At 73.5% G+C, this 25,274-nt stretch carries 17 protein-coding genes; 5 read left to right on the forward strand and 12 right to left on the reverse strand.

The window, feature by feature from the left end; all coding sequences use genetic code 11:
* The first annotated feature begins 35 nt into the window (after positions 1-35).
* From ACFV3R_RS18555 to ACFV3R_RS18570, 4 genes are all read left to right on the forward strand, one after another.
* A complete protein-coding gene (locus ACFV3R_RS18555; protein ID WP_385583543.1) occupies positions 36-920 on the forward strand; it encodes a serine/threonine protein kinase in 885 nt (294 codons plus the stop codon).
* 4 nt (positions 921-924) lie between these two features.
* Positions 925-3,084 carry a protein kinase gene (locus ACFV3R_RS18560; RefSeq protein WP_385583547.1) on the forward strand — a complete coding sequence of 720 codons (2,160 nt, stop codon included), beginning with the start codon at positions 925-927 and terminating at the stop codon, positions 3,082-3,084.
* Between the two features lie 30 nt (positions 3,085-3,114).
* The gene (locus ACFV3R_RS18565; RefSeq protein WP_385583550.1) at positions 3,115-5,223 is read left to right on the forward strand and encodes a protein kinase; all 2,109 of its coding nucleotides are present in this window, start codon (positions 3,115-3,117) and stop codon (positions 5,221-5,223) included.
* A gap of 137 nt (positions 5,224-5,360) precedes the next feature.
* Positions 5,361-6,269 (forward strand): hypothetical protein, encoded by a 909-nt coding sequence (locus ACFV3R_RS18570; RefSeq protein WP_385583553.1) that lies wholly within the window; start codon positions 5,361-5,363, stop codon positions 6,267-6,269.
* A 124-nt stretch (positions 6,270-6,393) separates the two neighbouring features.
* Here ACFV3R_RS18570 and ACFV3R_RS18575 read toward each other — a convergent pair whose 3' ends face one another.
* The 7 genes from ACFV3R_RS18575 to ACFV3R_RS18605 all read right to left on the reverse strand — a co-directional run bounded on the left by ACFV3R_RS18575 (position 6,394) and on the right by ACFV3R_RS18605 (position 17,882).
* A complete protein-coding gene (locus ACFV3R_RS18575; RefSeq protein WP_385583556.1) occupies positions 6,394-7,602 on the reverse strand; it encodes an ABC transporter ATP-binding protein in 1,209 nt (402 codons plus the stop codon).
* Positions 7,595-8,653, reverse strand: coding sequence for an ABC transporter ATP-binding protein (locus ACFV3R_RS18580; protein ID WP_385583559.1), 1,059 nt, complete (start codon positions 8,651-8,653; stop codon positions 7,595-7,597). The genes ACFV3R_RS18575 and ACFV3R_RS18580 overlap by 8 nt, the downstream gene beginning before the upstream one ends.
* A 10-nt stretch (positions 8,654-8,663) precedes the next feature.
* Positions 8,664-9,665, reverse strand: coding sequence for an ABC transporter permease (locus ACFV3R_RS18585; protein ID WP_385583562.1), 1,002 nt, complete (start codon positions 9,663-9,665; stop codon positions 8,664-8,666).
* Positions 9,658-10,584, reverse strand: a complete 927-nt coding sequence (locus ACFV3R_RS18590; RefSeq protein ID WP_385583565.1) for an ABC transporter permease — start codon at positions 10,582-10,584, stop codon at positions 9,658-9,660. The genes ACFV3R_RS18585 and ACFV3R_RS18590 overlap by 8 nt, the downstream gene beginning before the upstream one ends.
* A 100-nt stretch (positions 10,585-10,684) precedes the next feature.
* Positions 10,685-12,316 (reverse strand): ABC transporter substrate-binding protein, encoded by a 1,632-nt coding sequence (locus tag ACFV3R_RS18595; RefSeq protein WP_385583568.1) that lies wholly within the window; start codon positions 12,314-12,316, stop codon positions 10,685-10,687.
* A gap of 785 nt (positions 12,317-13,101) precedes the next feature.
* A complete protein-coding gene (gene typA / locus ACFV3R_RS18600; RefSeq protein ID WP_385583570.1) occupies positions 13,102-15,006 on the reverse strand; it encodes a translational GTPase TypA in 1,905 nt (634 codons plus the stop codon).
* A 299-nt stretch (positions 15,007-15,305) separates the two neighbouring features.
* Positions 15,306-17,882, reverse strand: coding sequence for an ABC transporter substrate-binding protein (locus ACFV3R_RS18605; RefSeq protein WP_385583574.1), 2,577 nt, complete (start codon positions 17,880-17,882; stop codon positions 15,306-15,308).
* A 418-nt stretch (positions 17,883-18,300) separates the two neighbouring features.
* Here ACFV3R_RS18605 and ACFV3R_RS18610 point away from each other — a divergent pair, with 418 nt between their 5' ends.
* A complete protein-coding gene (locus ACFV3R_RS18610) occupies positions 18,301-20,187 on the forward strand; it encodes an NAD-binding protein (RefSeq protein ID WP_385583846.1) in 1,887 nt (628 codons plus the stop codon).
* Between the two features lie 111 nt (positions 20,188-20,298).
* On the opposite strand, the gene ACFV3R_RS18615 is transcribed toward ACFV3R_RS18610, so the two are convergent.
* The 5 genes from ACFV3R_RS18615 to ACFV3R_RS18635 form a co-directional block, all read right to left on the reverse strand.
* A complete protein-coding gene (locus ACFV3R_RS18615) occupies positions 20,299-20,520 on the reverse strand; it encodes a hypothetical protein (RefSeq protein ID WP_385583577.1) in 222 nt (73 codons plus the stop codon).
* On the reverse strand, positions 20,507-20,791 hold the full coding sequence (locus tag ACFV3R_RS18620; protein WP_385583580.1) for a DUF6400 family protein: 285 nt from the start codon (positions 20,789-20,791) through the stop codon (positions 20,507-20,509). The genes ACFV3R_RS18615 and ACFV3R_RS18620 overlap by 14 nt, the downstream gene beginning before the upstream one ends.
* Positions 20,792-21,036: 245 nt before the next feature.
* Complete coding sequence (locus ACFV3R_RS18625) at positions 21,037-23,766, reverse strand: SpoIIE family protein phosphatase (RefSeq protein ID WP_385583583.1); 2,730 nt, start codon at positions 23,764-23,766, stop codon at positions 21,037-21,039.
* A gap of 298 nt (positions 23,767-24,064) precedes the next feature.
* The gene (locus ACFV3R_RS18630; protein ID WP_385583586.1) at positions 24,065-24,529 is read right to left on the reverse strand and encodes an ATP-binding protein; all 465 of its coding nucleotides are present in this window, start codon (positions 24,527-24,529) and stop codon (positions 24,065-24,067) included.
* Positions 24,530-24,870: 341 nt separating this feature from the next.
* The gene (locus tag ACFV3R_RS18635) at positions 24,871-25,263 is read right to left on the reverse strand and encodes a (deoxy)nucleoside triphosphate pyrophosphohydrolase (protein WP_385583849.1); all 393 of its coding nucleotides are present in this window, start codon (positions 25,261-25,263) and stop codon (positions 24,871-24,873) included.
* Between the last annotated feature and the right edge of the window lie 11 nt (positions 25,264-25,274).

Genomic DNA, 25,274 nt, shown 5'->3' on the forward strand with positions numbered 1-25,274 from the left:
CGCGCGCCCCCGTATAAGCTCTGCGCACTGCGAGCTTGACGGGGGTACGCATGGAGGGGCTGCGGTCGGACGATCCGCCGCGGATCGGCGGGTACGTGACGCTGGGGAGGCTGGGGCCGCCCGAGGACGCGAGGTGCGACCGGCGTTACCTGGCGCGCGGCGCCGACGGGCGGCACACCGCGGTGGTCAGCCTTCCGCCGCCCGGCGCCGATCCGGCGCGGTGGGCGGCGGAGGCGCAGTGGGCGCAGCGGCTGGCCCAGCCGGGCTTCTGGCAGGTCGCGGAGATCGGCGGCACGCCCGCCTTCCCCTGGCATGCCTCCCCCTACCGGCCGGTGCTGCCGCTGCCGGCGGCGCTCGCCGCGTACGGCGGTCCGTTGCCCGAACCGGTGGTGCGGACGCTGGGCGCGACCCTCGCCGAAGCGCTCGCCTCGGCGCACGTCCTGGGGTTGGCGCACGGCGGTCTGTCCCCGGCGGCCGTGCTGCTGACCGCCTACGGCCCGCTGCTGGGCTGCTTCGGTGCGGCGCGCGCCGCCGCGCCGGAGGGCGTCGCGCGCTCCGGGCTGCCCGGCCTGGACCCGGGCTGCCTGGCACCCGAGCAGGCGGTGGGCGGTCCGGTGGCCCCGGCCGGTGATGTGTACGCGCTGGGCGCGGTCCTGGCCTACGCGGCCACGGGCCACACCGTCCCGGAGCGCGAGGAGATACCCGGGGGCCTGCGCGACCTCGTCTCGGCCTGCCTGTCCCGGGACCCGGGCAACCGCCCCGACCCCGCCCGCGTACCGGGCGCCCTGGCGCCGCAGGCGGCCTACGGGGCGCTGACCGCGGCCACCGAGCCGGTGTCCTGGCCCGGCCCGGTGGTGGCGGCGCTGGCCGCGCAGTCGGCGGGCCTCCTCGCCGCGGACCTGAGCACCGGGGAGCGCTGACGCCGTGGTCTCCCCCCTCACCCACGAGGACCCGCCCGCCCTGGGCCCGTTCCGGCTGCTGGCCCGGCTCGGCGGCGGCGGCATGGGCACCGTCTACCTGGCCCGGTCGGCCGGTGGCCGCACGGTGGCCGTGAAGTCCCTCCATGCCCACCTCGCCGCCGACACGACCCTGCGCACCCGGTTCCGTCTGGAGACGGACGCGGCCCGTGTCATCGGCGACCGTCACGGCGCACACGTCGTGGCCGCCGACCCGCAGGCGCCGACCCCGTGGCTGGCGACCGAGTACGTCCTGGGGCCGCCGCTGGACGAGGCCGTCCGCTCCGGCGGGCCGCTGCCGGAGCCGGCGGTGCGTGCCCTGGGCACCGCCCTGGCCGAGGGCCTGGGCCGGCTGCACCGCTCCGAGGCGGTGCACCGCGACCTGAAGCCGTCGAACGTGCTGGTGACGGCGGACGGGCCGCGCATCATCGACTTCGGCATCGCCCACGCGGTGGGCGACGAGCACCGCACCAGCCTCGGCGGTGTGGTCGGCACGCCCGCGTTCATGTCGCCCGAGCAGGCTTCGGGCGGCGAGCACGGCCCGGCCGGTGACGTCTTCGCCCTGGCCGGGGTGCTGGTCTTCGCCGCCACCGGACGCGGCCCGTTCGGCGGCGGGGCCCCCACCGACCTGCTGTACCGCGTGCGGTTCGGCGAACCCGACCTGGGCGCGACGGGCCCCGGGCTGCGCGCCGTCCTCGCCCGCTGCCTGGCCAAGGACCCCGCCCAGCGGCCGTCCACCGCGGAGTTGGCGGGCCTGCTGGGCGGCGCCGTCCAGGACCGGGGCGCCTTCGCCGCCCTGCTGCCCGACGCGGTGCTGCGCGACATCGCCCGGCGCAGCGACGAGGTGTGGCGGGAGCCGCCGCCGCGCACCGCGCCGCCGGCACCGGCCGAGCCGCCGCGGGTGGGCACCGGCCGCCCCGGGATGTCGCGGCGGCGGCTGCTGGCCGTTGCCGGGGGCGCGGCCGTGGGCGGCGTCGCGGTGGGCGGCGGGCTCTGGGCCTGGCTCGGGGGGTCCTCCGGCGGTGGCGGCGCGGGCGGCCGCACCGGGGCGAAGCCGAAGACGCCCACCCCGCTGTGGAGCACCAACATGTGGTGCCCCGAGACCGGCGGCGAGGCGATGACCGCGGGACGGAACCTGGCACTGCGGGCCGGCATCGTGCTCCAGGGTGTCAACGCCGAGTCGGGGGCCTCCACCTGGCAGGCGAACGTCGCGGACGTCTGGCGGTCGGCGAGCGACGGCCGGAAGATGTACGCGCTGCGGGAGCACGACGAGGGCGCCGCGCTGGCGGTCTGCGAGGTCGCGCCGACCGACGGCGAACTGGGCAAGCCCTTGGCCGAGTTGTCCGCGTTCACCGGCAAGGAGGCCCGGAACCAACTGCTGTGCGTGGCCGACGGCGTCGCCTACCTGGTGGCGCGGGCGGCGTCCGGCGGCCACTGGTACCTGGTCGCCGCGGATCTGGGGTCGGGGCGGGAGCGCTGGCGCTCCCCCGTCGGGGCACCCGAGGAGGAGAACACCCCGAAGATGCTGTGGGGCCGGGTGGCCGGCTCGCGGTTGGTCACCTGCCAGGCGCCCGTGATGGACATCCACTTCGTCACACTGGCCGCGCACGACAAGACCGACGGGCACAGGCTGTGGTCGACGAGCGAGGGGTTCACCGGCAAGCCGCCCACCCCGCCCGCCCTCGACGCGCACAACATCTACCTGGGCGACGAGACCCTCACCGCCCGCAGGATCTCCGACGGAGAACTGGCGTGGATGTTCGGCCACGACCGCAACGTCGGCGACAGCGCGGGCGAGACGCGGCTGTACGGGCCGCCCCTGGTCCACGACGGCGTCGTCTACTGCGCCGAGGCCGATCGCGGGACGGTCGTCGTCGACGCCGTCTCGGGGACGCTGAACTGGCAGGAGAAGGGGTTCTCCGGAAAGAGCCTCAGGGACGTGACGCCCGCGGTCGGTGACAGGTACCTGTACGCCGCCGACGACCAGGGGGTGCGCGCCGTCGACCTGCGCACCCGCACCGCGGTGTGGACCTACCGGACCACCCCCCTGGTCCTCAGCGCCGACCGCACCCACGGCCACCTCCTGGTCCGGCAGGAGAAGCAGACCACCGCCCTGCCCCTCGACTGACCATCCCTTCCCCCCAGGAGAGCGACCGCCGTGAAACCGCTCGGCCCCGGAGATCCCCTGCGCCTCGGCCCCTACCGCGTGCTCGGCGTCCTGGGTGAGGGCGGCATGGGCAAGGTCTACTTCGGCACGGACGCCGCCCGGCAGCCGGCCGCGGTGAAGGTGCTGCTGCCCGAACTGGCGCAGGACGAACACCTGGCGCACCGCTTCGTGCGCGAGGCGCAGACGGCACGCGCCGTGACGAGCCCGGGCGTGGCGCGGGTGCTGGGCGCCGACCTGGAGGCGGGCCGCCCGTGGATCGCCACCGAGTTCCTGGCGGGGCCGACGCTGGACGAGGCGGTGGAGCGGTTCGGGCCACTCGGCGACACCGCCTGGCGTGAACTGGCCGGCTCCCTGGCGCGCACGCTGGGCGACGTCCACGCGGCCGGACTGGTCCACCGCGACGTGAAGCCGTCCAACGTCGTGCTGACCTCCCACGGGCCCCGGCTGATCGACTTCGGCATCGCCCGCCCGGAGCACGGCCTGACCCTCACCCGCACCGGGCAGATACCCGTCACCCCCGGGTACGGGGCGCCGGAGCAGGTGCTGGGCCGGCGGGTGGGCCCGGCCGCGGACGTCTTCTCCCTCGGTGCCGTCCTCGTCCTGGCCTCGGGCGGCCGTCCGCCGTACACCGGCGCCGAGGTGACGGCCGTGCTCTACGCGGTGGTCCACGGCGACCCCGACCTGAGCGCGGTCCCCGAGGCGTTGCGGTACCTGGTCTGGCCGTGCCTGGCCAAGGACCCGGCGCAGCGGCCCACCCCGGCCCAGGTCGCCGGGGCCGTGGCCGCGCCGCACGGCGCCGGGAAGGTCTGGCGCTCGGGCCCACTGGGCGAGGAGATCCGGCGCCGGGAGACCGCGGCGCGGCGGCAGGCCGACGACGAGGCGCGGGCCGGCACACGGACCCTCACCGCGACCGGCGCCCCGCCCGCCGCGGGGCTCTCCCGGCGGCGGCTGCTGTCGCTGGCGGGCGGCGGGGCACTGCTGCTGGCCGCCGGCGGCGGCGGGACGGCGTGGTGGCTCGGGCACGGCGAGGACACTCCGTCCGACCCGTTCGACGTCCCGCCGGCCGTGCACGTGGCGGCGGCGAAGCCCGGCTCCTCCGCCGGCACCCCGGAGCCGCTGTGGGGACCGCACCCGGACGTGGCCGACCCGGGGTCGGGGCCGCCGCTGCCGGTCGGTGACGTCGTGGTGTTCGCGGCTTCCGGCGGTGGTGTCGCGGCCCGCCGGGTGACGGACGGCAGGGCGGCCTGGCAGGTCGACGCGGCCGCCGACGCCGGCTACCTGTCGATCGGCGACCGGCTGGTGGCCACCGCCGACGCTGACGGGACGCTGCGCACCTTCGTGGCCTCCACCGGCTCGCCCCGGTGGACGGCGGACGCGGACGCCAAGCGCCTGCTCGCCGCCGACGCGCGCCACGTCCACCTGCTGACGTCCGAGGGCGCCCTGCGGTGCGTGTCGACCGCGACCGGCCGGGTGCAGTGGACCCGGAAGCCTCCGCTGCCGCTCACCGGGGGTGCCCCGGCAGCCGCCCTGGGCGCCGGGCACCTGGTGCTCTGCACGGACGGCGGGGACGTGATGGCGGTGCGCGCGCAGGACGGGGTGCGGGCCTGGGTCCGCAAGGGGCAGGCCGCCGGCGCGCTGGCACCGGCGATCGACGGCGGCATCGCCTACCTGGGCGGCCACACCCTGGCCGCGGTGGACATCGCCGGCAAGAAGGAGAAGTGGAGCCGGGACACCATGCTCCCGGTGCGGGACGGCAGGTACGGCTGGGGCCCGCCGACGGTGGCGGGGGGCGTGGCGTACGCGGTCGACGGTGACGCGCTGAAGGCCCTGAAACCCGACGGCTCGCAGGCGGCGGACCCGGTGATCGTGGCGGGCGTCGCCCCGCCCTGGCGACCGCCGGTGGTGCAGGGCGGCAGCGTGTGGCTGGTGGAGAGCGGGGACACCGGGGTGAGCGGCTACCCCCGGACGGGCCCGGGCAACGCCGCCACAGCCACCCAGACCTTCCCCCTCACCGGCGGCCAGGCGCGTTACGCCGCCGGGGACCGCAACCGCCTCTTCGTCCTCAACCAGGGGACGCTGCTGGCGCTGCCGGTCTTCTGAGGACGGCCGGCCCCGCCGCGCCGGACGGCGGCACCCACCACCACAAGCTCGTACACACGTTCCCCACACTGACCTCACATGGCTATATATTCATCACGCGCATCACCCGATGCACCATCATGTGGGGGTTCTTCAGCATGCACACAGTTCTGACGGGGCATCGCCTCAGACGTACCGGGGCAGGTCTCGGTCTCGCCCTGGCGCTGGCCGCGGGGGGTGTCCTGGGTACGGGCGGGGCGGCCTTCGCCGGCACCGCCACCGAGGCCTCGCTCTCCTTCAGCGGGGACGCCGGCGACTACATCAGCGGCGGTGGCTCCTACTCCTACGCGACCGCGTCGAACGACCGCCTCAACGTCTCCGGCAGTACCGACCACAGCCACGTGAACGTCTCGGTCGACGGAGCCAACGGCGACTGGTGGTACCTGGACCTGGCGGCGCCGGCCGGGCAGGAGCTTCAGGCGGGCACGTACACCGGCGCGACCCGCTACCCGTTCAACGAGAGCGCCGAGCCGGGCCTCTCCCTCGACGGCAACGGCCGCGGCTGCAACACCCTGACCGGGTCCTTCACCATCACCGACATCGCCTTCGCCCCCGACGGGTCCGTGCAGGACCTCGACGCCACCTACGAGCAGCACTGCGAGGGCGGCAGCGCGGCGCTCCGCGGTGAGGTGCACGTGGCCAGCCCCGAGCCGCCCCCGGCACTCGACCTGGGCCTCGGCGTGGCAGTGGACGGCACCGCGAGCGCCCTCAACGGCAAGGCCTCCGTGCACGGGACCGTCACCTGCACCAAGCCCGTCGACGTGACCGTCTCGGGCAAGGTGACACAGGTCAAGAAGCACGTGCTGATCCGCGGCGACTTCACCGGCTCCGTGAACTGCACGCCGGGAGCCCCCGTGTCCTGGACCGCGCAGGCGGACCCGACCGGCACCACCCCCTTCCAGCGGGGTGACGTCCAGGTGGACGCCACGGCGAGCGCGACCGACCCCGACTACGGCAGCGCCTCCTCGGTGGACCAGACGGCCGTGGTGCACCTGGTCAAGGGCTGAGCCCTGCCGCCCTGGGCGCCGCCGCGGAGCGGACCACCCGGGGCGAGGACCCGGCTGGAAGCGAAGAGCCCGCCGTGACCCGGATGGGTCCGGCGGGCTCTCCCGCAGGGGCGGTGGGCGGCGCTCAGGCCACCTCGACCGTCCCCACCACGTCCTTCTCCTCCGCGAAGTGGCAGGCCGACTCGTGGGCGGCCAGCGAGCCGGAGCCCGCGAAGCGCTCCGGCACGGCCAGCACCGGCTCCTCCTTCGCGCACTTGTCCTGCGCCTTCCAGCAGCGGGTGCGGAAGCGGCAGCCCGAGGGCGGGTTGGCCGGGGAGGGCACGTCGCCGCTGAGCAGGATGCGCTCGCGGCCCTCGCGCGCCTCCGGGTCCGGGACGGGCACGGCCGACAGGAGGGCCTGGGTGTAGGGGTGGGTGGGGTGGTCGTAGATCTGCGCGTCGGTGCCGATCTCCGCCATCCGGCCCAGGTACATCACGCCGACGCGGTCGGAGATGTGCCGGACGATCGACAGGTCGTGGGCGATGAAGAGGTAGCTCAGGCCGAACTCGTCCTGCAGCTTCTCCATCAGGTTGATGACCTGCGCCTGCACCGACACGTCGAGCGCGGAGACCGGCTCGTCGCAGATGATGATCTCCGGGTTGAGCGCGAGGCCGCGGGCGATGCCGATGCGCTGGCGCTGACCGCCGGAGAACTGGTGCGGGTAGCGGTTGATGTACTCGGGGTTGAGGCCGACGACGTCCAGCAGCTCCCGGACCCGCTTCTCCCGGTCCCCCTTCGGCGCGACCTCCGGGTGGATCTCGAAGGGCTCCCCGATGATGTCGCCCACCGTCATACGGGGGTTGAGCGAGGTGTAGGGGTCCTGGAAGACCATCTGGATGTTGCGGCGCACCGCCTTGAGCGCGCGTCCGGACAGCTTGGTGATGTCCTGGCCCTTGTAGAAGACCTCACCCGCGGTGGCGGTCTCCAGCGTCATCAGCAGCCGGGCGACGGTCGACTTGCCGCAGCCGGACTCGCCGACGATGCCCAGGGTCTCGCCCGGGTACAGGTCGAAGGAGATGCCGTCGACGGCCTTGACCGCGCCGATCTGCTTCTTGAACAGGATGCCCTGCGTCATCGGGAAGTGCTTGACCAGGTTGCGCACCGAGAGGATCGGCTCGCCCCGGTCGCCGGGCGCCGCGGCCGGCTGGGCCTCGGCCACCGGGGCGTTGGCCGCGGCGGCGCCGGCGGCCTTGCCGGTGGCGTCCTTGCCCGTGGCGGCCCCGGTCGCCGTGGCCTTGGTCCCGCCCTCGGCGGCCGTCTCGGCGTCCTTCGCCGGCTTGCTCGGCTCAGCCATGGAGGGTCTCCTTCCAGAAGTGGCACGCGCTCCCGCGGCCGGGCAGTACCGTGCCGTCGTCCTCCGTGACGGTGTGCAGCGGCGGCACGTCGGTGCGGCAGACGTCCTGCGCCTTGGGGCAGCGCGGGTTGAAGGCGCAGCCCTGCGGGACGTGCAGCAGGTTGGGCGGCAGACCCCTGATCGCGTAGAGCTCCTGGCCCTTGTGGTCCAGGCGCGGGATGGAGTCGAGCAGGCCGCGGGTGTACGGGTGCGCGGGGCGCTTGTACAGCTCGTGGACGGGCGCGGTCTCCACGATCCGGCCGGCGTACATCACCGCGATCTTGTCGGCGACGTCGGCGACGACGCCCAGGTCGTGGGTGATGAGGATCAGGCCCATGTGGTACTCGCGCTGGAGTTCCGCGAGCAGGTCCATGACCTGCGCCTGCACCGTCACGTCGAGCGCGGTGGTCGGCTCGTCGGCGATGATCAGGTCGGGTTCCAGGGCGAGCGCCATCGCGATCATGATGCGCTGACGCATGCCGCCGGAGAACATGTGCGGGTAGTCGCCCACCCGCGCCTTGGCGGCCGGGATCTTCACCCGGTCCATCAGCTCGACGGCCTTCGCCTTGGCGTCCTTCTTCGACATGCCCTGGTGGACCCGGAACATCTCGGCGAGCTGGTAGCCCACGGTCAGGACGGGGTTGAGCGAGGACAGGGCGTCCTGGAAGATCATGGCGATCTTCGGGCCGCGGATGCGGCGGCGCTCCTCGGCGGACATGGTGAGCATGTCCCGGCCCCGGAAGAGGATCTCGCCCTGCGGGATACGGGCCGGGGGCATGTCCAGGATGCCCATGATGGCCTGGGCGGTGACGGACTTGCCGGAGCCCGACTCGCCGAGCACGGCGAGCGTCTCGCCGGCGCTGACGTCGTAGGAGACTCCGTTGACGGCCCGGACCAGGCCCTCTCCGGTCTTGAACTCCACGTGCAGGTCGCGTACTTCGAGCAGCGGCCCGTCGTGGTCGGCTTCCGCGCGCGGCCCGGGGACGGGCGCGGTCTTCTCTGCGGTGGTCACAACGCCTCCCTCAGCGCAGCTTGGGGTCGAGGGCGTCGCGCACCGCGTCGCCGAGCAGGATGAACGCCAGCACCGTCAGGGACAGGAACGCCGCCGGGAAGAGCAGCACGTGCGGGGCGTCCCGCAGCGTGTTCTGCGCGTTGGAGATGTCCACGCCCCAGGAGACGGTGGGCGGCATGAGACCGATGCCCAGGTAGGACAGGGTCGCCTCGGCGGCGATGTAGACGCCGAGGTTGATGGTGGCGACCACGATGACGGGGCCGATGGCGTTGGGCAGGATGTGCCGCATCAGGATGCGGGGGGTGCCGGCGCCGAGCGCCTTGGCGGCGGTCACGAAGTCCGCCTGCTTCTGCGTGATCACCGCGCCGCGCATGACGCGGGCGCCCTGCATCCAGCCGAAGACCGACAGGCCCAGCACGACCGTCCACACGGTGCGCGTGGGGAACGCCTGGAGCAGCACCAGGGCGCCCAGCAGCAGCGGGATGCCGAAGAAGATGTCCGTCAGACGGGAGAGCAGCGAGTCCAGCCAGCCGCCGAAGTAGCCGGCCATCATGCCGATGAAGCCGCCGATGACCGAGGTGGCCAGGGTGACGAAGACGCCGACGGTGATCGAGGCGCGGGCCCCGTGCACGGTCCGCGACCACACGCTCTGACCCTGCTCGTTGTAGCCGAACCAGTCCTCCTGGAAGACGTGGCTGAACTTCGGCGTGCCGAGGTAGTGGTGGGCGAGGTCGGCGTGGTTGGGGTCGGTGGCGCTGAAGAGCGAGGGCACCGCGGCCATCAGCACGAAGAGCACCAGGAGCACGACCGACACCCAGAAGATGACGCGGCCGCGCAGGCTCTTCCAGGCATCGGCGCCCAGGCTGCGGGGCTTGCTCGGGCCCTTGTCCGTGAAGGCCTCGGCCGCGGCGAGGGTGGCGCCGCTGACGTCCGGTGCCGCGGTCGGGCCCGCGGTGACGGGAGCGGCAGGGCCGACGGCCGCTCCGGACTCGGGTGTCGTCTTCTCAGGCATAGCGGATCCTCGGGTCCAGGACGGCGTACAGCAGGTCGACGAGCAGGCTCATGACGAGGTAGAGCAGGACGAGCACCGTCACGATGCCGACGACCGTCGGCCCCTCACTGGTCTGGATGGCGTGGTAGAGCGTGTTTCCCACCCCGGGGACGTTGAAGATGCCCTCGGTGACGATGGCACCGGCCATCAGGTATCCGAGGTCCGTCCCGAGGAAGGTGACCACCGGGATGAGGGAGTTGCGCAGCAGGTGGACGCCGATGCGGCGCCGGGCGGGCAGCCCCTTGGCCAGTGCGGTGCGCATGTAGTCGGCACGCGCGCTCTCCCCCACGCTGGTCCGCGTCAGCCGTGTGACGTAGGCGAAGGAGAGGCTGGCGAGGACCAGTGCGGGGATGAAGAGCTGGCCGAGGTTGGTCGGGTCCTGCACGGTCGGCGTGATGATCTGCAGTTTCATGCCGAAGACGAACTGCACCAGGAAGCCGATGACGAAGACCGGCACCGAGACCACGACGAGCGTGAAGACCAGGACGGCCTGGTCCAGGAAGCCGCCGCGGCGCAGGCCGGTGGCCAGGCCCAGGGCGACACCGATGACCGCTTCGAGGACGAAGGCGAACACGGCGAGCCGGATGGTCACCGGGAACGCCTGCCCCATGAGGTCGGCGACGGACTGGCCGGTGAAGCTCTGGCCGAAGTCACCCCGGAAGACGTTACTGACGTAGTGCCAGTACTGGACGAGTACGGGCTGGTCGAGTCCGTACTCGTGGCGCAGTCTGGCGACGGTGGCCGGGTCCGCGGCCTTGCTGCCGAACAGCGCCTTGATGGGGTCACCCGGGAGCAGGTACACCATCAGGTAGATGAGCAGAGTGGTCCCGATGAAGACCGGGATCATCTGGAGCAGTCGTCGTACGACGTAGCGCCCCATGGGGTTCCTCCTGTCCACCGACAGGGCGGGGGGCCGCTCCACGCCGCCCGGCGCGGAACGGCCCCCCGTCTCCTGTCGTCAGTGCCGAGTAGGCGGCCGACTACTTCTTCTTGACCTCGACGTCAGTCCAGATGGCCTGACGGAAGCTGTCGAACTTGACGTTGGTCACGTTCTGCGACCAACCACCGTTGGTCTCATCGAAGAAGAGCGGGATGGACGGCATGTCCTTGGCCATCTGCTCGGTGACCTCTTGGTACTTCTTGTTCGACTCGGCCACGCTCGGAGCGGCGTCGGCCTCCTTGATGAGGCTGTCGACCTTCTTGCTGCTGTAGGCCATGTCGTTGGCGCCGGCACCGGTCTGGTACTGGGCCTGGATGAAGTCGGTGATGTTCAGGTAGTCCTGGACCCAGGCCATACGGAAGGGCTGGTCCATCTTCTTGTCGGTGATCTGGGTGCGCATCGCCCCGAAGGTCGACCAGGTCTTCAGCGTGCAGGGGACACCGGCGTTCTGCTGGATGTCGTTGCAGACCGCGGTCGCCCAGTCCTTGTTGCCGCCACCGTCGGTGTTGACGTTGATCACCAGCTTGCCGCCGGGGACGCCGCCACCCTCCTTGATGAGCTGCTTGGCCTTCTTCGGGTCGAACTTGCAGTACCCGCCGCACTCGTCCTTGGTGTAGCCGTCCACCGAGGGCGGCACCCAGCCGTCCGCCGCGGTCTTGGAGCCCTTGAGGACGGTCTTGGCGATGGTGGCGCGGTCGATGGCCATCGACAGGCCCTGGCGGACCTTGGCCTTCTCCGGCTTCTGCCACGCCTTCTGGTACATCGGGAAGCCGATGGCGGTGTTGCCGCCGAAGACCTGCTGGACGGCGCGCCCGTTCAGGTCGGTCTTGTACTTCGTCAGCGCCGACGGCGGGACCTGGTACATGATGTCGAGCTTGTTCGACACCAGGTTGTTGTAGGCCGCGTCGGGCGAGGTGGAGAAGACGAAGTCGATGCCGCCGTTCTTCGGCTTGTCGTCGCCGGCGAAGTTCTTGACCTTGCGGACCTTGACGCCGACCTTGTGCTGCCAGTCACCCACCATCTTGTAGGGACCGTTGCCGATCGGGTGCTCACCGAAGGCCTTGGTGTCCTTGTAGAACACCTTGGGCAGCGGGAAGAACGGGTCGTAGTACAGCTGGTGCTTGAAGGTCGCGACAGGGTGGCTCAGCGTGATCGTGAACTCGGTGTCGCTGATCTTCTTCAGGCCCGACATCTTGTCGGCCTTCGGGTCGCCCTTGTCCGGGTGGACGTCGGAGTAACCCTGGATGGGCTCGAACCACGAGGCGTTGAGCTGGTTGTTCTTGACGTTGGCGCCCCAGTTCCAGGCGTCGATGAAGGAGTCGGAGGTGACCTTCTCGCCGTTGGAGAACGTCCAGCCCGGCTTCAGCTTGACGTCCCAGACCTTGCTGTCCTTGGTGTCGACGGACTGCGCGACCTCGTTGACGAGGTTGCCCTTGGCGTCGTACTGGACCAGACCGCGGAAGACGTTGGCCAGGATGTAGTGGCCGGCGACCTCGTTGGTGTTGGTCGGGATCAGCGGGTTCTGCGGCTCGACGTCGTCGTACGAGTAGACGCCGTTGGGGTCGATCGCAGCCTTGTCGTCACCGCTGCCTCCCCCTCCGCCGCACGCTGTAGCCGACAGGGCGATGACGATCGCCCCCGCGACCCAGGTGGCGCTCTTGGCACCGCGCATGGGACTGCCTCCTCAAGAGTCCATCACTTCACGGAGAGGGCCGGTCGTCCGCTGACACCCCTGACAGCCGTGGACCAGCCCCCGTGGCTCGCGAGTCGAGGCGCTCCCCACAGCGCGTGACCCATTGACCCGAGCACAATGGAGTAAGTCTCAGGCACGAGGAACCGATAAACCACGCGTAAGGGGTTTCGGTTTGGTCACATCCGATAACAGTGAGTTCGTAATTCGGACAAACCGAATACCAGCACTCGCACACGAAACGGACTTGTAACCTCGGAACTCGCGACGATCCGTCCGAATAACGGACACCTGGTGACGCTGTGCAACCGACGGGCGACGAAAGGGAGTTGACGCGGGCTCGACATTGCGCTTATACCCACCGCGCCGGCGGGGCGGAGGCCGTTGCGAACAGGTCCAGTCCGCCCGCCTCGGCAAGCGACCGAAAAGGCTGGGGGGAGGTTAGCGCGCCTCGGGCGATGCGTCTCCTGGCCTGTCAGATCACGGCCGGAAATCACGGGTTGCCTGCCAAAGTCTCGATGACACCCGCCTCTGGCCTGCGAAGTGACGGATCACCCCTACAGGAACACTGGCCGAAAATATGCGCTCAACCCTCGGAGGCGACCACCGCGCGCCGGCCGGCGGCAGCACGCGCCACCGCACCTCGCAGGCCCCCCGGTGTGCGGCGCGGCGGTGTTGGGGCCGCACACGGCGGAGGGCCGCCCCGTTGCGGAGCGGCCCTCGTCGCAGGCGTTCTCCGGTCCCCCGCGGGCGACCGGAGCGCGAGGTCAGTTGTGCTTGGCGCGCGAGGCCGACCGGGCGCGCTCCCGGCCGTCGAGGACGACCTTGCGGATGCGGACGGTCTCCGGGGTGACCTCGACGCACTCGTCGTCGCGGCAGAACTCCAGCGACTGCTCCAGGGAGAGCTTGCGCGGCGGCACCAGGGACTCGGTGACGTCAGCGGTCGCGGACCGCATGTTCGTCAGCTTCTTCTCCTTGGTGATGTTGACGTCCATGTCGTCGGAGCGGGAGTTCTCGCCGACGATCATGCCCTCGTAGACCTCGGTGCCCGGCTCGGTGAAGAGCACGCCGCGCTCCTGGAGGTTGGTCATCGCGAAGGCGGTGACCGAACCGGCGCGGTCGGCGACCAGCGAGCCGTTGTTGCGGGTCGTCAGGGTGCCGAACCAGGGCTCGTGGCCCTCGTGGATGGAGTGGGCGATGCCGGTGCCGCGGGTGCCCGTGAGGAACTCGGTGCGGAAGCCGATCAGGCCGCGCGAGGGCACCACGAACTCCATGCGGACCCAGCCCGAGCCGTGGTTGGACATGTTGTCCATGCGGCCCTTGCGGACGCCCATGAGCTGGGTGACGGCGCCCATGTGCTCCTCGGGCACGTCGATGGTCATCCGCTCGACGGGCTCGTAGGTCTTGCCGTCGACCTCCTTGGTGACGACCTGGGGCTTGCCCACCGTCAGCTCGAAGCCCTCCCGGCGCATGGTCTCCACCAGGATGGCCAGCGCCAGCTCACCGCGGCCCTGGACCTCCCAGGCGTCGGGGCGCTCGGTGGGCAGCACGCGCAGCGAGACGTTGCCGATGAGCTCGCGCTCCAGGCGGTCCTTGACCAGGCGGGCGGTGACCTTGCGGTCCTTGACCGCGGACTTGTCGGCGCCCTTGCCGCCGGGGCCGCGGCCCACCAGCGGGGAGGTGTTGGTGCCGATGGTCATGGAGATCGCCGGCTCGTCGACGGTGATCAGCGGGAGGGCGACCGGGTTCTCCGGGTCGGCCAGCGTCTCACCGATCATGATGTCGGGGATGCCCGCCACGGCGCAGATGTCACCGGGGCCGGCCTTCTCCGCGGGCTTGCGGGTCAGCGCCTCGGTCATCATCAGCTCGGTGATGCGGACGTTGGAGATGGTGCCGTCGCGCTTGATCCAGGCGACGGTCTGCCCCTTCTTCAGCTCACCCTGCTCGACGCGGAGCAGCGCGATGCGGCCGAGGAAGTTGTCGGCGTCCAGGTTGGTGACGTGCGCCTGCAGCGGGGCGGCCTCGTCGTACTCCGGCGCCGGGACGTGCTCCAGCAGGGTGGTGAAGAACGGCTGGAGGTTGTCGCTGTCGGCGGGGACGGTGCCGTCCTCCGGCTTGGTCAGCGAGGCGACGCCGTCCCGGGCGCAGGCGTAGACGATCGGGAACTCGATCTGCTCCTCGTCCGCGTCGAGGTCGAGGAAGAGGTCGTAGGTCTCGTTGACGACCTCGTCGATGCGGGAGTCGGGGCGGTCGGTCTTGTTGATGCAGAGGATGACCGGCATCCGCGCCTTGAGCGCCTTGCCCAGCACGAAGCGGGTCTGCGGCAGCGGCCCCTCGGAGGCGTCGACCAGCAGCACGACCGCGTCCACCATCGACAGGCCGCGCTCGACCTCACCGCCGAAGTCGGCGTGGCCGGGGGTGTCGATGATGTTGATGGTGACGGGCTCGCTGCCGTCCTTGGGGTGGTACTTGACCGCGGTGTTCTTCGCGAGAATGGTGATGCCCTTCTCGCGCTCCAGGTCGTTGGAGTCCATCATCCGCTCGTCGAGGTGCTCCGCGGCGTGCGCGGCGAAGGCACCGGCCTGCCGGAGCATGGCGTCGACCAGGGTCGTCTTGCCGTGGTCGACGTGGGCGACGATGGCGACGTTGCGGATGTCGTGGCGCGTGGGCATCTGGGGCGCTTCTCCCGGGTTGTGGTTGGCTGCGCGTTCGTACCGATACGCGCGCCCGCCGGGCATGACAACGCCTCGGCCTTTGCTCCCATGGTACGGGCCCGGCGCGCCCCCGACCGCCCAGACCCCGCACACACCCGCACTGACCTGCGGTTATCCCTCCCGTTCCACCCAGGTTGCACCCCGTTGCGGAGCTCTTCACGCAGGCCCGCGGTCAGGGGAACGCCCGTCCGCCCCGGTGCGGGGAGCACCGGGGCGGACGGGTGGGGACGCGGCCGGCCCGGGGCCGCCCGCGCCGGTCAGCCGCGGAAGCCGACGTCCTCGTAGCGGGGCGTGGCGAAACCGAAGGCGCCGACGTTGACCAGGTTCTTCTTCGTGGCGACCAGCTCGGGACGCTGGAAGAGCGGCACCGACCCGGCCTGCGCCCAGATCCGGGCGTCGGCGTTCTTCACCAGGGACCGCTCGGCGTCCGGGTCGAGCTCGGAGGCGGCCTGGTCGAAGAGCTGGTCGATGCGGTCGGTGCCGACCCGGGTGTAGTTCTGCTCGACGGTCAGCGAGCCGTCCGCACCCGGCTGCGGCTTGGCGTAGATGGGCCGGGCGTCGGTGGCCGGGTAGGCCGTGCCGGGCCAGCTGTAGACGGCCAGGTCGAAGTCGCCGGAGGCGATGTGGTCCTGGAAGTAGCTGTTGTCGGCGACCTTCTGCATGGTGGTGCGGATGCCGATCCGGTCGAGCTGCTCGGCGATCTTGTTGCCGACGGCCCGCATCTGCTCCGAGCCGGGCCCGTCCGGGACGACGAACCGCAGCGTCAGCGGCTTGCCGTCCTTGGTCATGGCGGAGGTGCGCCGCTTGGCGACGCGTCCCGCGTGCGGTCCGCTGGTCGCGGCGGCGTCCTCCTGGGCGGCGAGCCGCTCACGCTCCTCCTGCGCCTGCCGCTCCCGCGCCTTCAGGTCCACCAGCGGCTCGCTCTCGGCGCCCGGCGCCAGCTGCCGCTGCTGGTCGGGGGCGTAGCGGGACCCGTCCTGACCGGTGCCCGGCTCCTCGGCGGGGGAGCCGCCGTGCCCGTCGTGGCCGGGCCGCTCGGCGCGCTTGGCGTCCTCGGCCGGGTCCGCCGGGGACTGCGCGTGCTGCCCCGTGGTGCCCTCGGCCCGGGCCCGGGCGGCCGGGTAGCCGGGGGCGGGCAGTGCCGCGCCGGCCTGGTGGGCGCCGGCCCGGGCGCCCTGGGCGCGGTCGACGGCCTCTGCCCGGTCCAGGGCGCCGTCGGCGTCCTGCGCGTACTGGCGGTAGCGGGTGTAGGCGGCGCTGGAGGTGTCCCCCGCGGCCTGCTCCCGCTGCGCCGAGGCGGCCTCCTGGTAGAGGGCCGCGCTCTGGCGCAGCAGCGCCGCCTGCGCGGCGGCGCCACCGAGCCGGCCGGCGGCGGCCAGTCCGGCCAGGGGCCGGGAGCGGGCGGCCCTCTCGTCCGGCTCCGCCCGCTCCCGGGGCTGGGCCGGGGCCTTGCCGTCGGCGGCGGCGGGCGAGACGGACGGCTTCGCGGAGTGGGCGTCGGCGCGGTTCGGCTGGGGGGCCTTGGAGATGTCGGTGAGCTTCCAGCCGGCGTCAGCCAGCAACTGGGTGGCCGCCTTGGTGTCCTGCCGGCCGAGCGCCCCGCTGCCGTCGCTGTAGCCGGGCTGTCCGCGCATCAGCAGGTGGCTGCCGAGCGGGTCGGTGGGCAGCCCGAGGGGGCCGAGCACGTCGGCGGCCAGGGCCTTGCGGTCGATGGCGCGGGCCACCGCCCGGCGCACCCGCTCGTCGGTCAGCGGTCCGGTGCTGCCGTTGAGGGCGAGCTGGGTGTAGGAGGGCTGGAGCGCCTTGTGGACGGTGTAGCCCTTCATGGTGCGCGTCGCGGCGGCGGGCTCGCCGCGGCGGGCCCGTGGGCCGGGGGCACCGACGATCCGGCCGCCGGCCTGCGTGGTGTCGCCCTTGTGCGCCGGGGAGGCGGAGCCGGCGGGGCGGCCGGCGGCCTCGACCCGGCCCGCGGCGGTGGAGTCAAGCTCGACGACGTCCACCGTTCCCTCGGCCACCGCCTTGGCGCGCTCGCCCCGCGGCACGGCCGTCAGCTCGATGCGGTCCAGCTTGGCCTTGCGCCCCCACCACTTCTCGTCCCGGGCGAGAGTGACCGTCCCCTTGGCTTTGTCCGAGCCCGCCAGCCGGAAGGGCCCGGCCGTCTGCCGCAGGCCCCGGCGGGCGCCGTCGTTGAAGGCGTCCGGGCTGCCCATGACGCTCTTGGGGTAGAGCGGCGTGAACAGCGCGCGCCAGTCGGCGTATGACTTGCCGAAGGTGACCTTGACCTCGTGCTCGTCCCTGCCCTTCTCGACGCGTCGGATGCGGTCGTAACCGGCGTTGCGGGCCGTCCAGTACGCGTTGTCCTGACCGCGCAGGGCGTGCCACTGGGCGACGAAGTCGGCCACCGAGACCGGCCGCCCGTCGTTCCAGCGCGCCTTGGGGTTGAGGCGGTAGGTGACGACCTGGTGGGACGCCTGCGTGCTGACGTCCGCAGCCTCCAGGTAGTCGGCGTTGCGCTGCGGGCGGCCGTTGCGGTCCAGGACGAACAGCTGGGGAAGGGTGGCGCCGGCCACCCGGGCGGTGGCATCGCCCGCGTCGGCCTGGAAGGCGTTGAAGGTGCCGGGTGCCGCGTCGACGGCCCACCGCACCGTGCCGCCGTCCCGGACGGCCCCGCGGTCGGCGGCGGCCACGTCCTGGGCGGCCGCGAAGGACTCCGGTTCGTCGTCGGCTCCGCACGCCGTCAGCAGCGGCAGCGGCAGCAACGCCCCCACCGCGAACAGCGCGGCACATCGGCGGCGGGCGACCGCCGCCGGTCTGGCGCGGACGTGGTCGGTCATGGCTGTTACCTCCGGGGCTCACCCACGCCGCGCCGCCGCTCGCAGGAGCCCTTGCAGCACGAGCGACAAGGTCGCGCGGTGAAGGCACCGCACCTCGCCGGACGCCCATGGTGCAAGGGCTCCTCATCCACCTTCGGCCGACTTTGCGGCTCATCACATGTATGACGAGTCCACTCCAGTCGACACCGGGCATGCCGCGACGCCGACACGGCGAGCGGCGGCCCGCGACCACCTGAACGGCCGCCCCACCGCTACCCGGTCGGCGGGGAACCCCCGCCCGGACACCCGCCGTTCGCCGCATGACAGGCTCGTTCCCGGCCACCGACCGGAAGCGGGGGGAGCGGGGACGATGGACGGCCGGACACGGGACGGGCAGGGCGCGGCGGCAGCGCCGCTGCCGGGGCGGGCCGGGGAGCCCATGGTGGTCTGCGGCGACGACGCGCTCGCCCACCGCCTCGCCGCGGAGCTGCGGACGGTCTACCGCGAACGCGTCACCCTGCTGCTGCCCGCGGGCGGGCCCCCGGACCCCGGCCGGCGCAGGGCCGGCCGGGCGGGGGCGCTGCTGGACCGGGTGACCTCCACGGTGAGCCGGCTCTCCGGCGGCGGGGCGGACGGCGGCGGTCCGGAGGTCCGCGTCCACCCGGCGGACGGTCCCGACGAGGAGGTCTTCGAGGCGGCCGGCGTCCGGCGGGCCAGTGCGCTCGCCCTCGTCTACGACGACGACGAGGCCAACGTCCGCGCCGCCCTCCTCGCCCGGCGCCTCAACCCCCGGCTGCGGCTGGTCATCCGCCTCTACAACCGGCGCCTGGGCGAGCACCTGGAGGCGCTGCTGGACCAGGCGGCGACCGTGGCCGGCTTCGACCCCGCGGAGCTCGACGCCTCGACCACCGTCCTCTCCGACGCCGACACGGCCGCGCCTGCCCTCGTCGCCGCGGCGGTCGCCGGGACCAGCAAGGTCATCCAGGCCGACGGGCTGCTGCTGCGGGCGGTCGAGCGCACCCCGCCGGCGAGCGGGCAGGTCGCGGACCCGGGGCTGTGCACCTTGGCGCTGCTCTCCTCCACCAGCGGTGACCCGTCCGGCGCCGAGGGTTCGGACGCCAGCGACGACGGGCCCACCCTGCTGCCGGACGACGCGGCGGTGGCGGCGGCGGCCGGTCGGGGCATCCTCGCCCTCCAGCAGGTGGCCCCCGCCACGCCGACCGCCCCGCCCCGGCGGCTCGGCGGCATGGGCATGCCGCTGGGCTCCCTCTTCTCCCGGCGCCTGGTGTGGTCGGCCGCCGCCGTGGCCGCGGCGGTGGTCGCCCTGGCGCTGACCTCGACCCTGGTCACCGGCGACCCGCCGCTGCACGCCGTCTACCTGTCGCTGCTGGACCTCTTCGCCATCAACGACCCGGCCGTGGGCGCCCCCCACCCCCGGCAGGTGCTGCAACTGCTGTCCGGGCTGACCGGCCTGCTGCTGCTCCCGGTGCTGGTGGCGGCGGCGCTGGAGGGGCTGGGCACCTTCCGCACCGCCTCCTCGCTGCGCCGCCCACCGCGCGGCCTGACCGGGCACCTGGTGCTGGTGGGCCTGGGGAAGGTCGGCACCCGGGTGCTGCTGCGGCTGCGGGAGATGAACATCCCGGTGGTGTGCGTCGAGGCGGACCCCGAGGCGCGAGGTGTGCCGCTGGCCCGGCGGCTGCGGGTCCCGACGGTGCTGGGGGACGCCACCGAGGACGGTGTACTGGAGACCGCGGGGGTCCGCCGGGCCCACGCCCTGCTGGCGCTGACCAGCAGCGACTCCACCAACCTGGAGGCGTGCCTGTACGCGCGTGCGGTGCAGCCGCGGCTGCGCGTGGTCCTGCGCCTGTTCGACGACGGCTTCGCCACCGCCGTCTACCGGACCCTGCGCGCCGCCCACCCGCGGGCCCTGACCCGCAGCCGCAGCGTCTCCTCGCTGTCCGCCCCCGCCTTCGCGGGGGCGATGATGGGGCGCCGGATACTGGGCGCCATCCCGGTGGAGCGGCGGGTGCTGCTGTTCGCCGCCGTGGACGTGGCCGGGCACCGCGCGCTGGAGGGGCGCAGCGTGGCGGCGGCGTTCCGGCCGGGGGCCTGGCGGGTGGTGGCCCTCGACTCCTCCGGCCCCGACGACCGCACGCCAGACCTGACCCGGGCGGACTTCGCCGAGGGGCAGCGCCCCGACCGGCCCGGCCTGGTGTGGGACGTCCGGTCCGACTACGTGCTGTGCCCGCAGGACCGGGTGGTGCTGGCGGCGACCCGGCAGGGGCTGGCGGAGCTGCTGGAGCGCCCGGCACCGCAGCAGGGCTGAGGCGCAGCCGGGGTGCGCGCAGCGCAGGGCTGAGGCGCAGCCGGGGTGCGCGCAGCGCAGGGCTGAGGCGCAGCCGGGGTTCGGCGGCCGGGCGGCCGGGGCGGGGCGGGGTCAGGCGCGGGGCGCGCCGAAGCGGGTGTCGTGGACCCACAGGTGGGTGCAGGTGCGGCACTGGACGTGGACCGACCTGCCCTCCCAGGCCAGCACGTAGCGCCAGTGGTCGGGGCAGTTGCGCCCGGCGCCGCAGGCCGGGCAGCCCTGGTGGTCGGCGCAGGAGGGGCAGTCGATCCAGGCGCGGCGCGAGATGTCCGCGGTGGGGTCAACGGGAAGCACGGCCGTCCTCCTCCGGGCCGCCGGGGCCCGTGTCGCGGTCGGGGAGCACACCGGCGGCCACCAGCCGCCGGTAGGTCTCCGCCTGCTCCTCGTCGAGCCCGGAGTACAGCAGCCGGTACGCCTCGCGTTCGCCCGCCAGCACGGCGAGCGGGTCCCAGTCCTCGCCCATGGCGGCGAGGAACGCCTCCCGGCGCCGCAGCTCGTCCCTGGTGAGGTCCAGGTCGAAGGTGCGCGGAAGGTCGTCGGGGTGCGGAGTACGGTGCTCGTTCACTCTTCCGTGGTAACAAGCGCGGGCGGCCTGAGGAAGCGTCAGCCCGCACAGGCACCCTCCGCTACCGTCCGCACACCGTCCGGCCCTGCGGAAATCGGGCCGCCACCTGCGGGAACGCCCCGCCACTCGGCCCGGTCGGCCGTGGCGGCGCGGACCGGCGTGTGAGGCGCTTCACCGCGACCGCACGCCGCGGGGGCCGCCGGGCCCGGGCCGTGACCGTGCCGCGGACCGGGCCGGGGAGCGCCTCAGAACAGGCTGAGCAGCGCCTCGGACGGGTCGGGGGCCACGGTGTCGCTGTCCGGCAGTTCCAGCTCGAACCAGACGGTCTTGCCGCGCGGGGTGCGGCGGGAGCCCCAACCCGCGCTGAGCAGGCCGACGAGCTGGAGGCCGCGTCCGCCCTCGTCGGTGTCGCGGGCCCGGCGGCGGCGGGGCTGGGCGAGGTCGGCGTCCCACACCTCGCAGACCAGGGTGTGGTCCAGCAGCAGCCGCAGCCGGATCTCGCCGTGGCCGTGCCGCAGCGCGTTGGTGACCAGCTCGCTGACCAGCAGTTCGGTGGTGTCGGCCAGCGCGTCCAGGCCCCAGTCGGTCAGCTGCTCGCGGGCCAGCTCGCGGGCCCGGGCGACCGAGCGCGCCTCCGGGGCGAGGTGCCAGTCGCCCACCGAGTCCTTGGGGAGGCCGTGGACGCGCGCCATCAGCAGGGCGATGTCGTCCTCGCCGTGGCCGGTGTCCAGCGCCCCCAGCACGTGGTCGCAGGCCTCCTCCAGCGGCCGTCCGGCCTCGGTGAGGGCGGCCCGGAAGGCGCTCAGGCCCTCGTCGAGGGTCTGGTCGCGGGACTCCACCAGGCCGTCGGTGTAGAGGGCGAGCAGTGCGCCGTCGGGGAGGTCGACGGTCGTCTCCTCGAAGGGCTCCCCGCCCACGCCCAGCGGCATGCCGGGCGGCATCTCCAGCAGGTGCGCCTTCTTGGTGCCGCCTGCGCCGTCCGGCCCGTCGCCCTCGCTCTCCTCGACCAGGACGGGGGGCAGGTGGCCGGCGTTGGCGAAGGTGCAGCGCCGGGTCACCGGGTCGTAGACGGCGTAGACGCAGGTGGCGAGGTAGACCTCGGAGAGGTCGGCGGTGCGGTCCTGGCGTCGCGCGCCGCCGGCCTCGCCCGGTGCGGCGTCGGGGCGCGCCCCGCGGGAGCGGACGGAGGGCCGCGAACCGCCGGTGGCCGCGCCCAGGCCGCGGGCGATCTCGTCGAGCGCGGAGAGCACCTCGGCCGGTTCGAGGTCCAGCAGTGCCAGGGTGCGGACGGCGGTGCGCAGCTCTCCCATGGCCACGGCGGCGCGCAGGCCGCGTCCCATGACGTCGCCGACGACCAGTGCGGTGCGGTGGCCGGGCAGCTCTATGACGTCGAACCAGTCGCCGCCCACCTCGGTCGCGGTGGTGCCCGGCAGGTAGCGGCAGGCGATGTCGAGCCCCACGGCCTCGGGGTCGCCGGGCGGCAGGAGGCTGCGCTGGAGTATGAGGGCCCGCTCGTGTTCACGCCGGTAGAGGCGGGCGTTGTCTATGCAGACGGCGGCGCGGGAGGCGAGTTCGACGGCCAGCGCGGTGTCGCGCTCGCCGAACGGCTCGCTGCCCTTGGTCCGGGAGAACTGCACCAGTCCCACGACGGTGTCCCGGGCGACCATCGGCACCACGAGCGTGGAGTGCACCACGGCGTCGCCGCGGGACGGCACGATCTGGACACGGGCGGTGCGCAGCGCTCCGGCGCAGGGCGAGTGGAAGGGGTAGCGGTGGACGGCGCCGACCTCGACCGGCCCGTCGGTGGCTGACTCGCCCGCCGCGCCCCGGCCACCGGACTGCCCCGAGACCAGGGGGGCGCCGGAGACGGCGCTGGCGTAGGCGACGCGGCGCAGTTCCCCGCTGCCGTCCGCCTGTCCGGGCGGCGCCTCGTCGCCCACCAGGAGGCCCTGGTAGAGGTCGACCGAGGCCAGGTCGCAGAACTGCGGGACGGCGACGTCGAGCAGGGTGCGGGCGGTGGTCTCCAGGTCCAGGGAGTTGCCGAGGCGGGCGCCGGCCTCGTTCAGCAGCGCGAGGTTGCGCCGGGCGCTGGCCGCCTCGCGTTCGGCGCGGCGGCGGCCGGTGACGTCGGTGGCGAGCGCCGCGACACCGATCGGCCGGCCGCTGGCCCCGTCGAGCCGGTACATCGACACCGACCAGCGGCGGTTCTCGCTCTCGCCGGGGGCGGAGCCGACGAGCTGCATCTCTGCGACGGGCTCGCCGGTCTCCAGGACGCGACGCAGCGCGACGCCGAGCCGCTCGGCCTCCTTGCGGGCGAGGAACTCGTGCGGGGCCCGGCCGCGGTGCGAGGCCGCGGTGCCGCCGAAGACCGTCGCGAAGCGCTGGTTGACGCGCAGCAGCCGCAGATCGGTGCCGAAGAGCATGAAGCCCATGGGAGATTGACCGAAAACCGCCTGCGCGGCGGCGAGGTCGGTCTCGATTCCCTTGAGGGCGTGGACGTCCAGCGCCAGACAGACCGCGCCGCGTTCGCCGTCCTCGTCCTCGGCGGGCATCACGTAGATCTCGGCGAGCCCCTCGGCCCGCTCCGCTCCGTCGTCCCGGTCCTCGCCCTCGTCGTGGCGTGAGGCGTAGGGGACCAGGCCGGTCCACTCCCGGCCGTCGAGTATCTCGGAGACCTTGCGGTGACTGCTGGAGCGCAGCGCCGGCGGGAGGAACGCCTCGACCGGGTCGCGTCCGACCGCCTGGTGGGCGGGGATGCCCAGCAGCTCGGTGGCGCGCCTGCTCCACTGCACGATGCGGCCGTCGGGGCCCAGGGAGAAGGAGGCCACCCGCACGTAGTCGTAGAGGGAACCGGGGGTACTGCTCTGCCAGACCGGGCCGCCGCGTGCGACGCCCACCGCGGGGTCGGCCCTGCGTGCGGGGCTCTCCCCGCCGGATGACGTCTCGCTCACGAGCCCCGTCCCCTCCAAGCTCATCGTGCCCGGTCCGGACGAGCCGAGTATCCAGCACACACGGCCATTCCGAACACGGCACCCACGATCACAGCACAGTCTCGATCATCGGTCATCGACGAAATGTCGATGATCTCGTGACGACCGGGACTCCCCGGTGTCCTCCCGGCGGTGCTCACGAGGAGGCGGCGGGACGGCCCGGCGCGGAGCCCGGACGCGCCGCCGGACCGCGGCGGCGGGACGGCAGCCCCGGCGTCCGCACGTCCTGCGACCTTCCGCACCCGACGCCCCCCGTTGCTCGACCCGCTCCACGACAGGACTCCTAACCGGCCTCGGCCAGCTCGAACCACACAGTCTTACCGGTCCCGCCGCACCGTGCCCCCCATCGTCGCGCACTGCACGCCACCAACCACAGCCCTCTGCCGCCCTCGTCCTCGGGCGACACCCGTCGCGCCTGCGGCGCCTGGGGCAGCGGATCGGAGACCTCCACCCGCAGCACACCGCCGCGCGCACGGACCAACCGTACGCCGATGGGTGCCGAGGCGTACCGCTGTGCGTTGGTGACCAGCTCGCTGACCAGCAGGACCGTCACGTCGACCAGGTCCTCCAGCCGCCAGGCGGTGAGGGTCGCACGGACCGCGTGCCGCGCCGCGCGCACGGCTTCGGGATCGGTGGGGAGCGTCCACTCGGCGACGGCGCCGGAGGGGCCCGCGGTCGGGGGGAGGCGGGTGAGGTCGCCGGCCGCTACCGGCCCGGGTTCATCCGTGCCCGTGGTCACTCCGTCCATCACACGCCGCCTTCCCGCCGCCCGAAACCCCTGTGGCTTCCGTTTTGTGAAGGTTCTTCGGGGTTTTTCAGGTCTACCCAGCGGTCAGCGGAACCTACCGGCGCAAAGGGGGCGGGCGGTGGCGCACCCCGTCGCGCGGAAGCGGAGGCGGGGGCACGCGACGCCGGGCGCCAGGGGGCGAGGGACGGGGACGGGGACGGGGACGGGGCGGGGGCGGGCGCGAGGGGGACGGGGGCGAGCAAGGGGACACGCTGGTCGCAGCCGGGCGCAGGCTGCCGGCCCCGGCGCGAGGGGGGCCCGGCGATGACGGGGGTGTCCCGCCCCGCGCGGCCGGCCGGGGGTCAGTCGCCGCGGGCCGCCACCAGGCGGCGCATCGCCTCCGCGACGGCGGGACGGTCCTGGTCGAGCCAGTCGACCTCGTCCTGCTCCTCGGGCGTGAGCCAGCGCAGCCGGTCGTGGTCCTCCAGCGGCCGGGGCTCACCGGCGACCAGCCGTGCCGTCCAGACCCAGAGCACCAGGTCGGCCCGGAGGCGCCAGGCGCCCGGGATGCGGTCGAGCGGCTGCACCTCGACGCCGAGTTCCTCGCGCAGCTCCCGCACCAGCGTCTCTTCGGGGCGCTCCCCCGGCTCCTGCTTCCCGCCGGGCAGCTCCCAGCGGCCGGCCAGGGCGGGCGGGGCACTGCGGCGGGCGGCCAGCAGCCGGCCCCCGTGCAGGAGCGCACCGCCCACGACCAGGCGGGGTGGCG

Source organism: Streptomyces sp. NPDC059740 (assembly GCF_042733155.1).
GTDB lineage: Bacteria > Actinomycetota > Actinomycetes > Streptomycetales > Streptomycetaceae > Streptomyces.

Excerpts from the sequence above, each read along its gene's own strand:
- ACFV3R_RS18570 (WP_385583553.1), top strand. The coding sequence starts at position 5,361 with ATGCACACAGTTCTGACGGGGCATCGCCTCAGACGTACCGGGGCAGGT.
- ACFV3R_RS18575 (WP_385583556.1), bottom strand. The coding sequence starts at position 7,602 with ATGGCTGAGCCGAGCAAGCCGGCGAAGGACGCCGAGACGGCCGCCGAG.
- ACFV3R_RS18585 (WP_385583562.1), bottom strand. The coding sequence starts at position 9,665 with ATGCCTGAGAAGACGACACCCGAGTCCGGAGCGGCCGTCGGCCCTGCC.
- ACFV3R_RS18590 (WP_385583565.1), bottom strand. The coding sequence starts at position 10,584 with ATGGGGCGCTACGTCGTACGACGACTGCTCCAGATGATCCCGGTCTTC.
- ACFV3R_RS18595 (WP_385583568.1), bottom strand. The coding sequence starts at position 12,316 with ATGCGCGGTGCCAAGAGCGCCACCTGGGTCGCGGGGGCGATCGTCATC.
- typA (WP_385583570.1), bottom strand. The coding sequence starts at position 15,006 with ATGCCCACGCGCCACGACATCCGCAACGTCGCCATCGTCGCCCACGTC.
- ACFV3R_RS18605 (WP_385583574.1), bottom strand. The coding sequence starts at position 17,882 with ATGACCGACCACGTCCGCGCCAGACCGGCGGCGGTCGCCCGCCGCCGA.
- ACFV3R_RS18610 (WP_385583846.1), top strand. The coding sequence starts at position 18,301 with ATGGTGGTCTGCGGCGACGACGCGCTCGCCCACCGCCTCGCCGCGGAG.
- ACFV3R_RS18625 (WP_385583583.1), bottom strand. The coding sequence starts at position 23,766 with ATGAGCTTGGAGGGGACGGGGCTCGTGAGCGAGACGTCATCCGGCGGG.
- ACFV3R_RS18630 (WP_385583586.1), bottom strand. The coding sequence starts at position 24,529 with ATGGACGGAGTGACCACGGGCACGGATGAACCCGGGCCGGTAGCGGCC.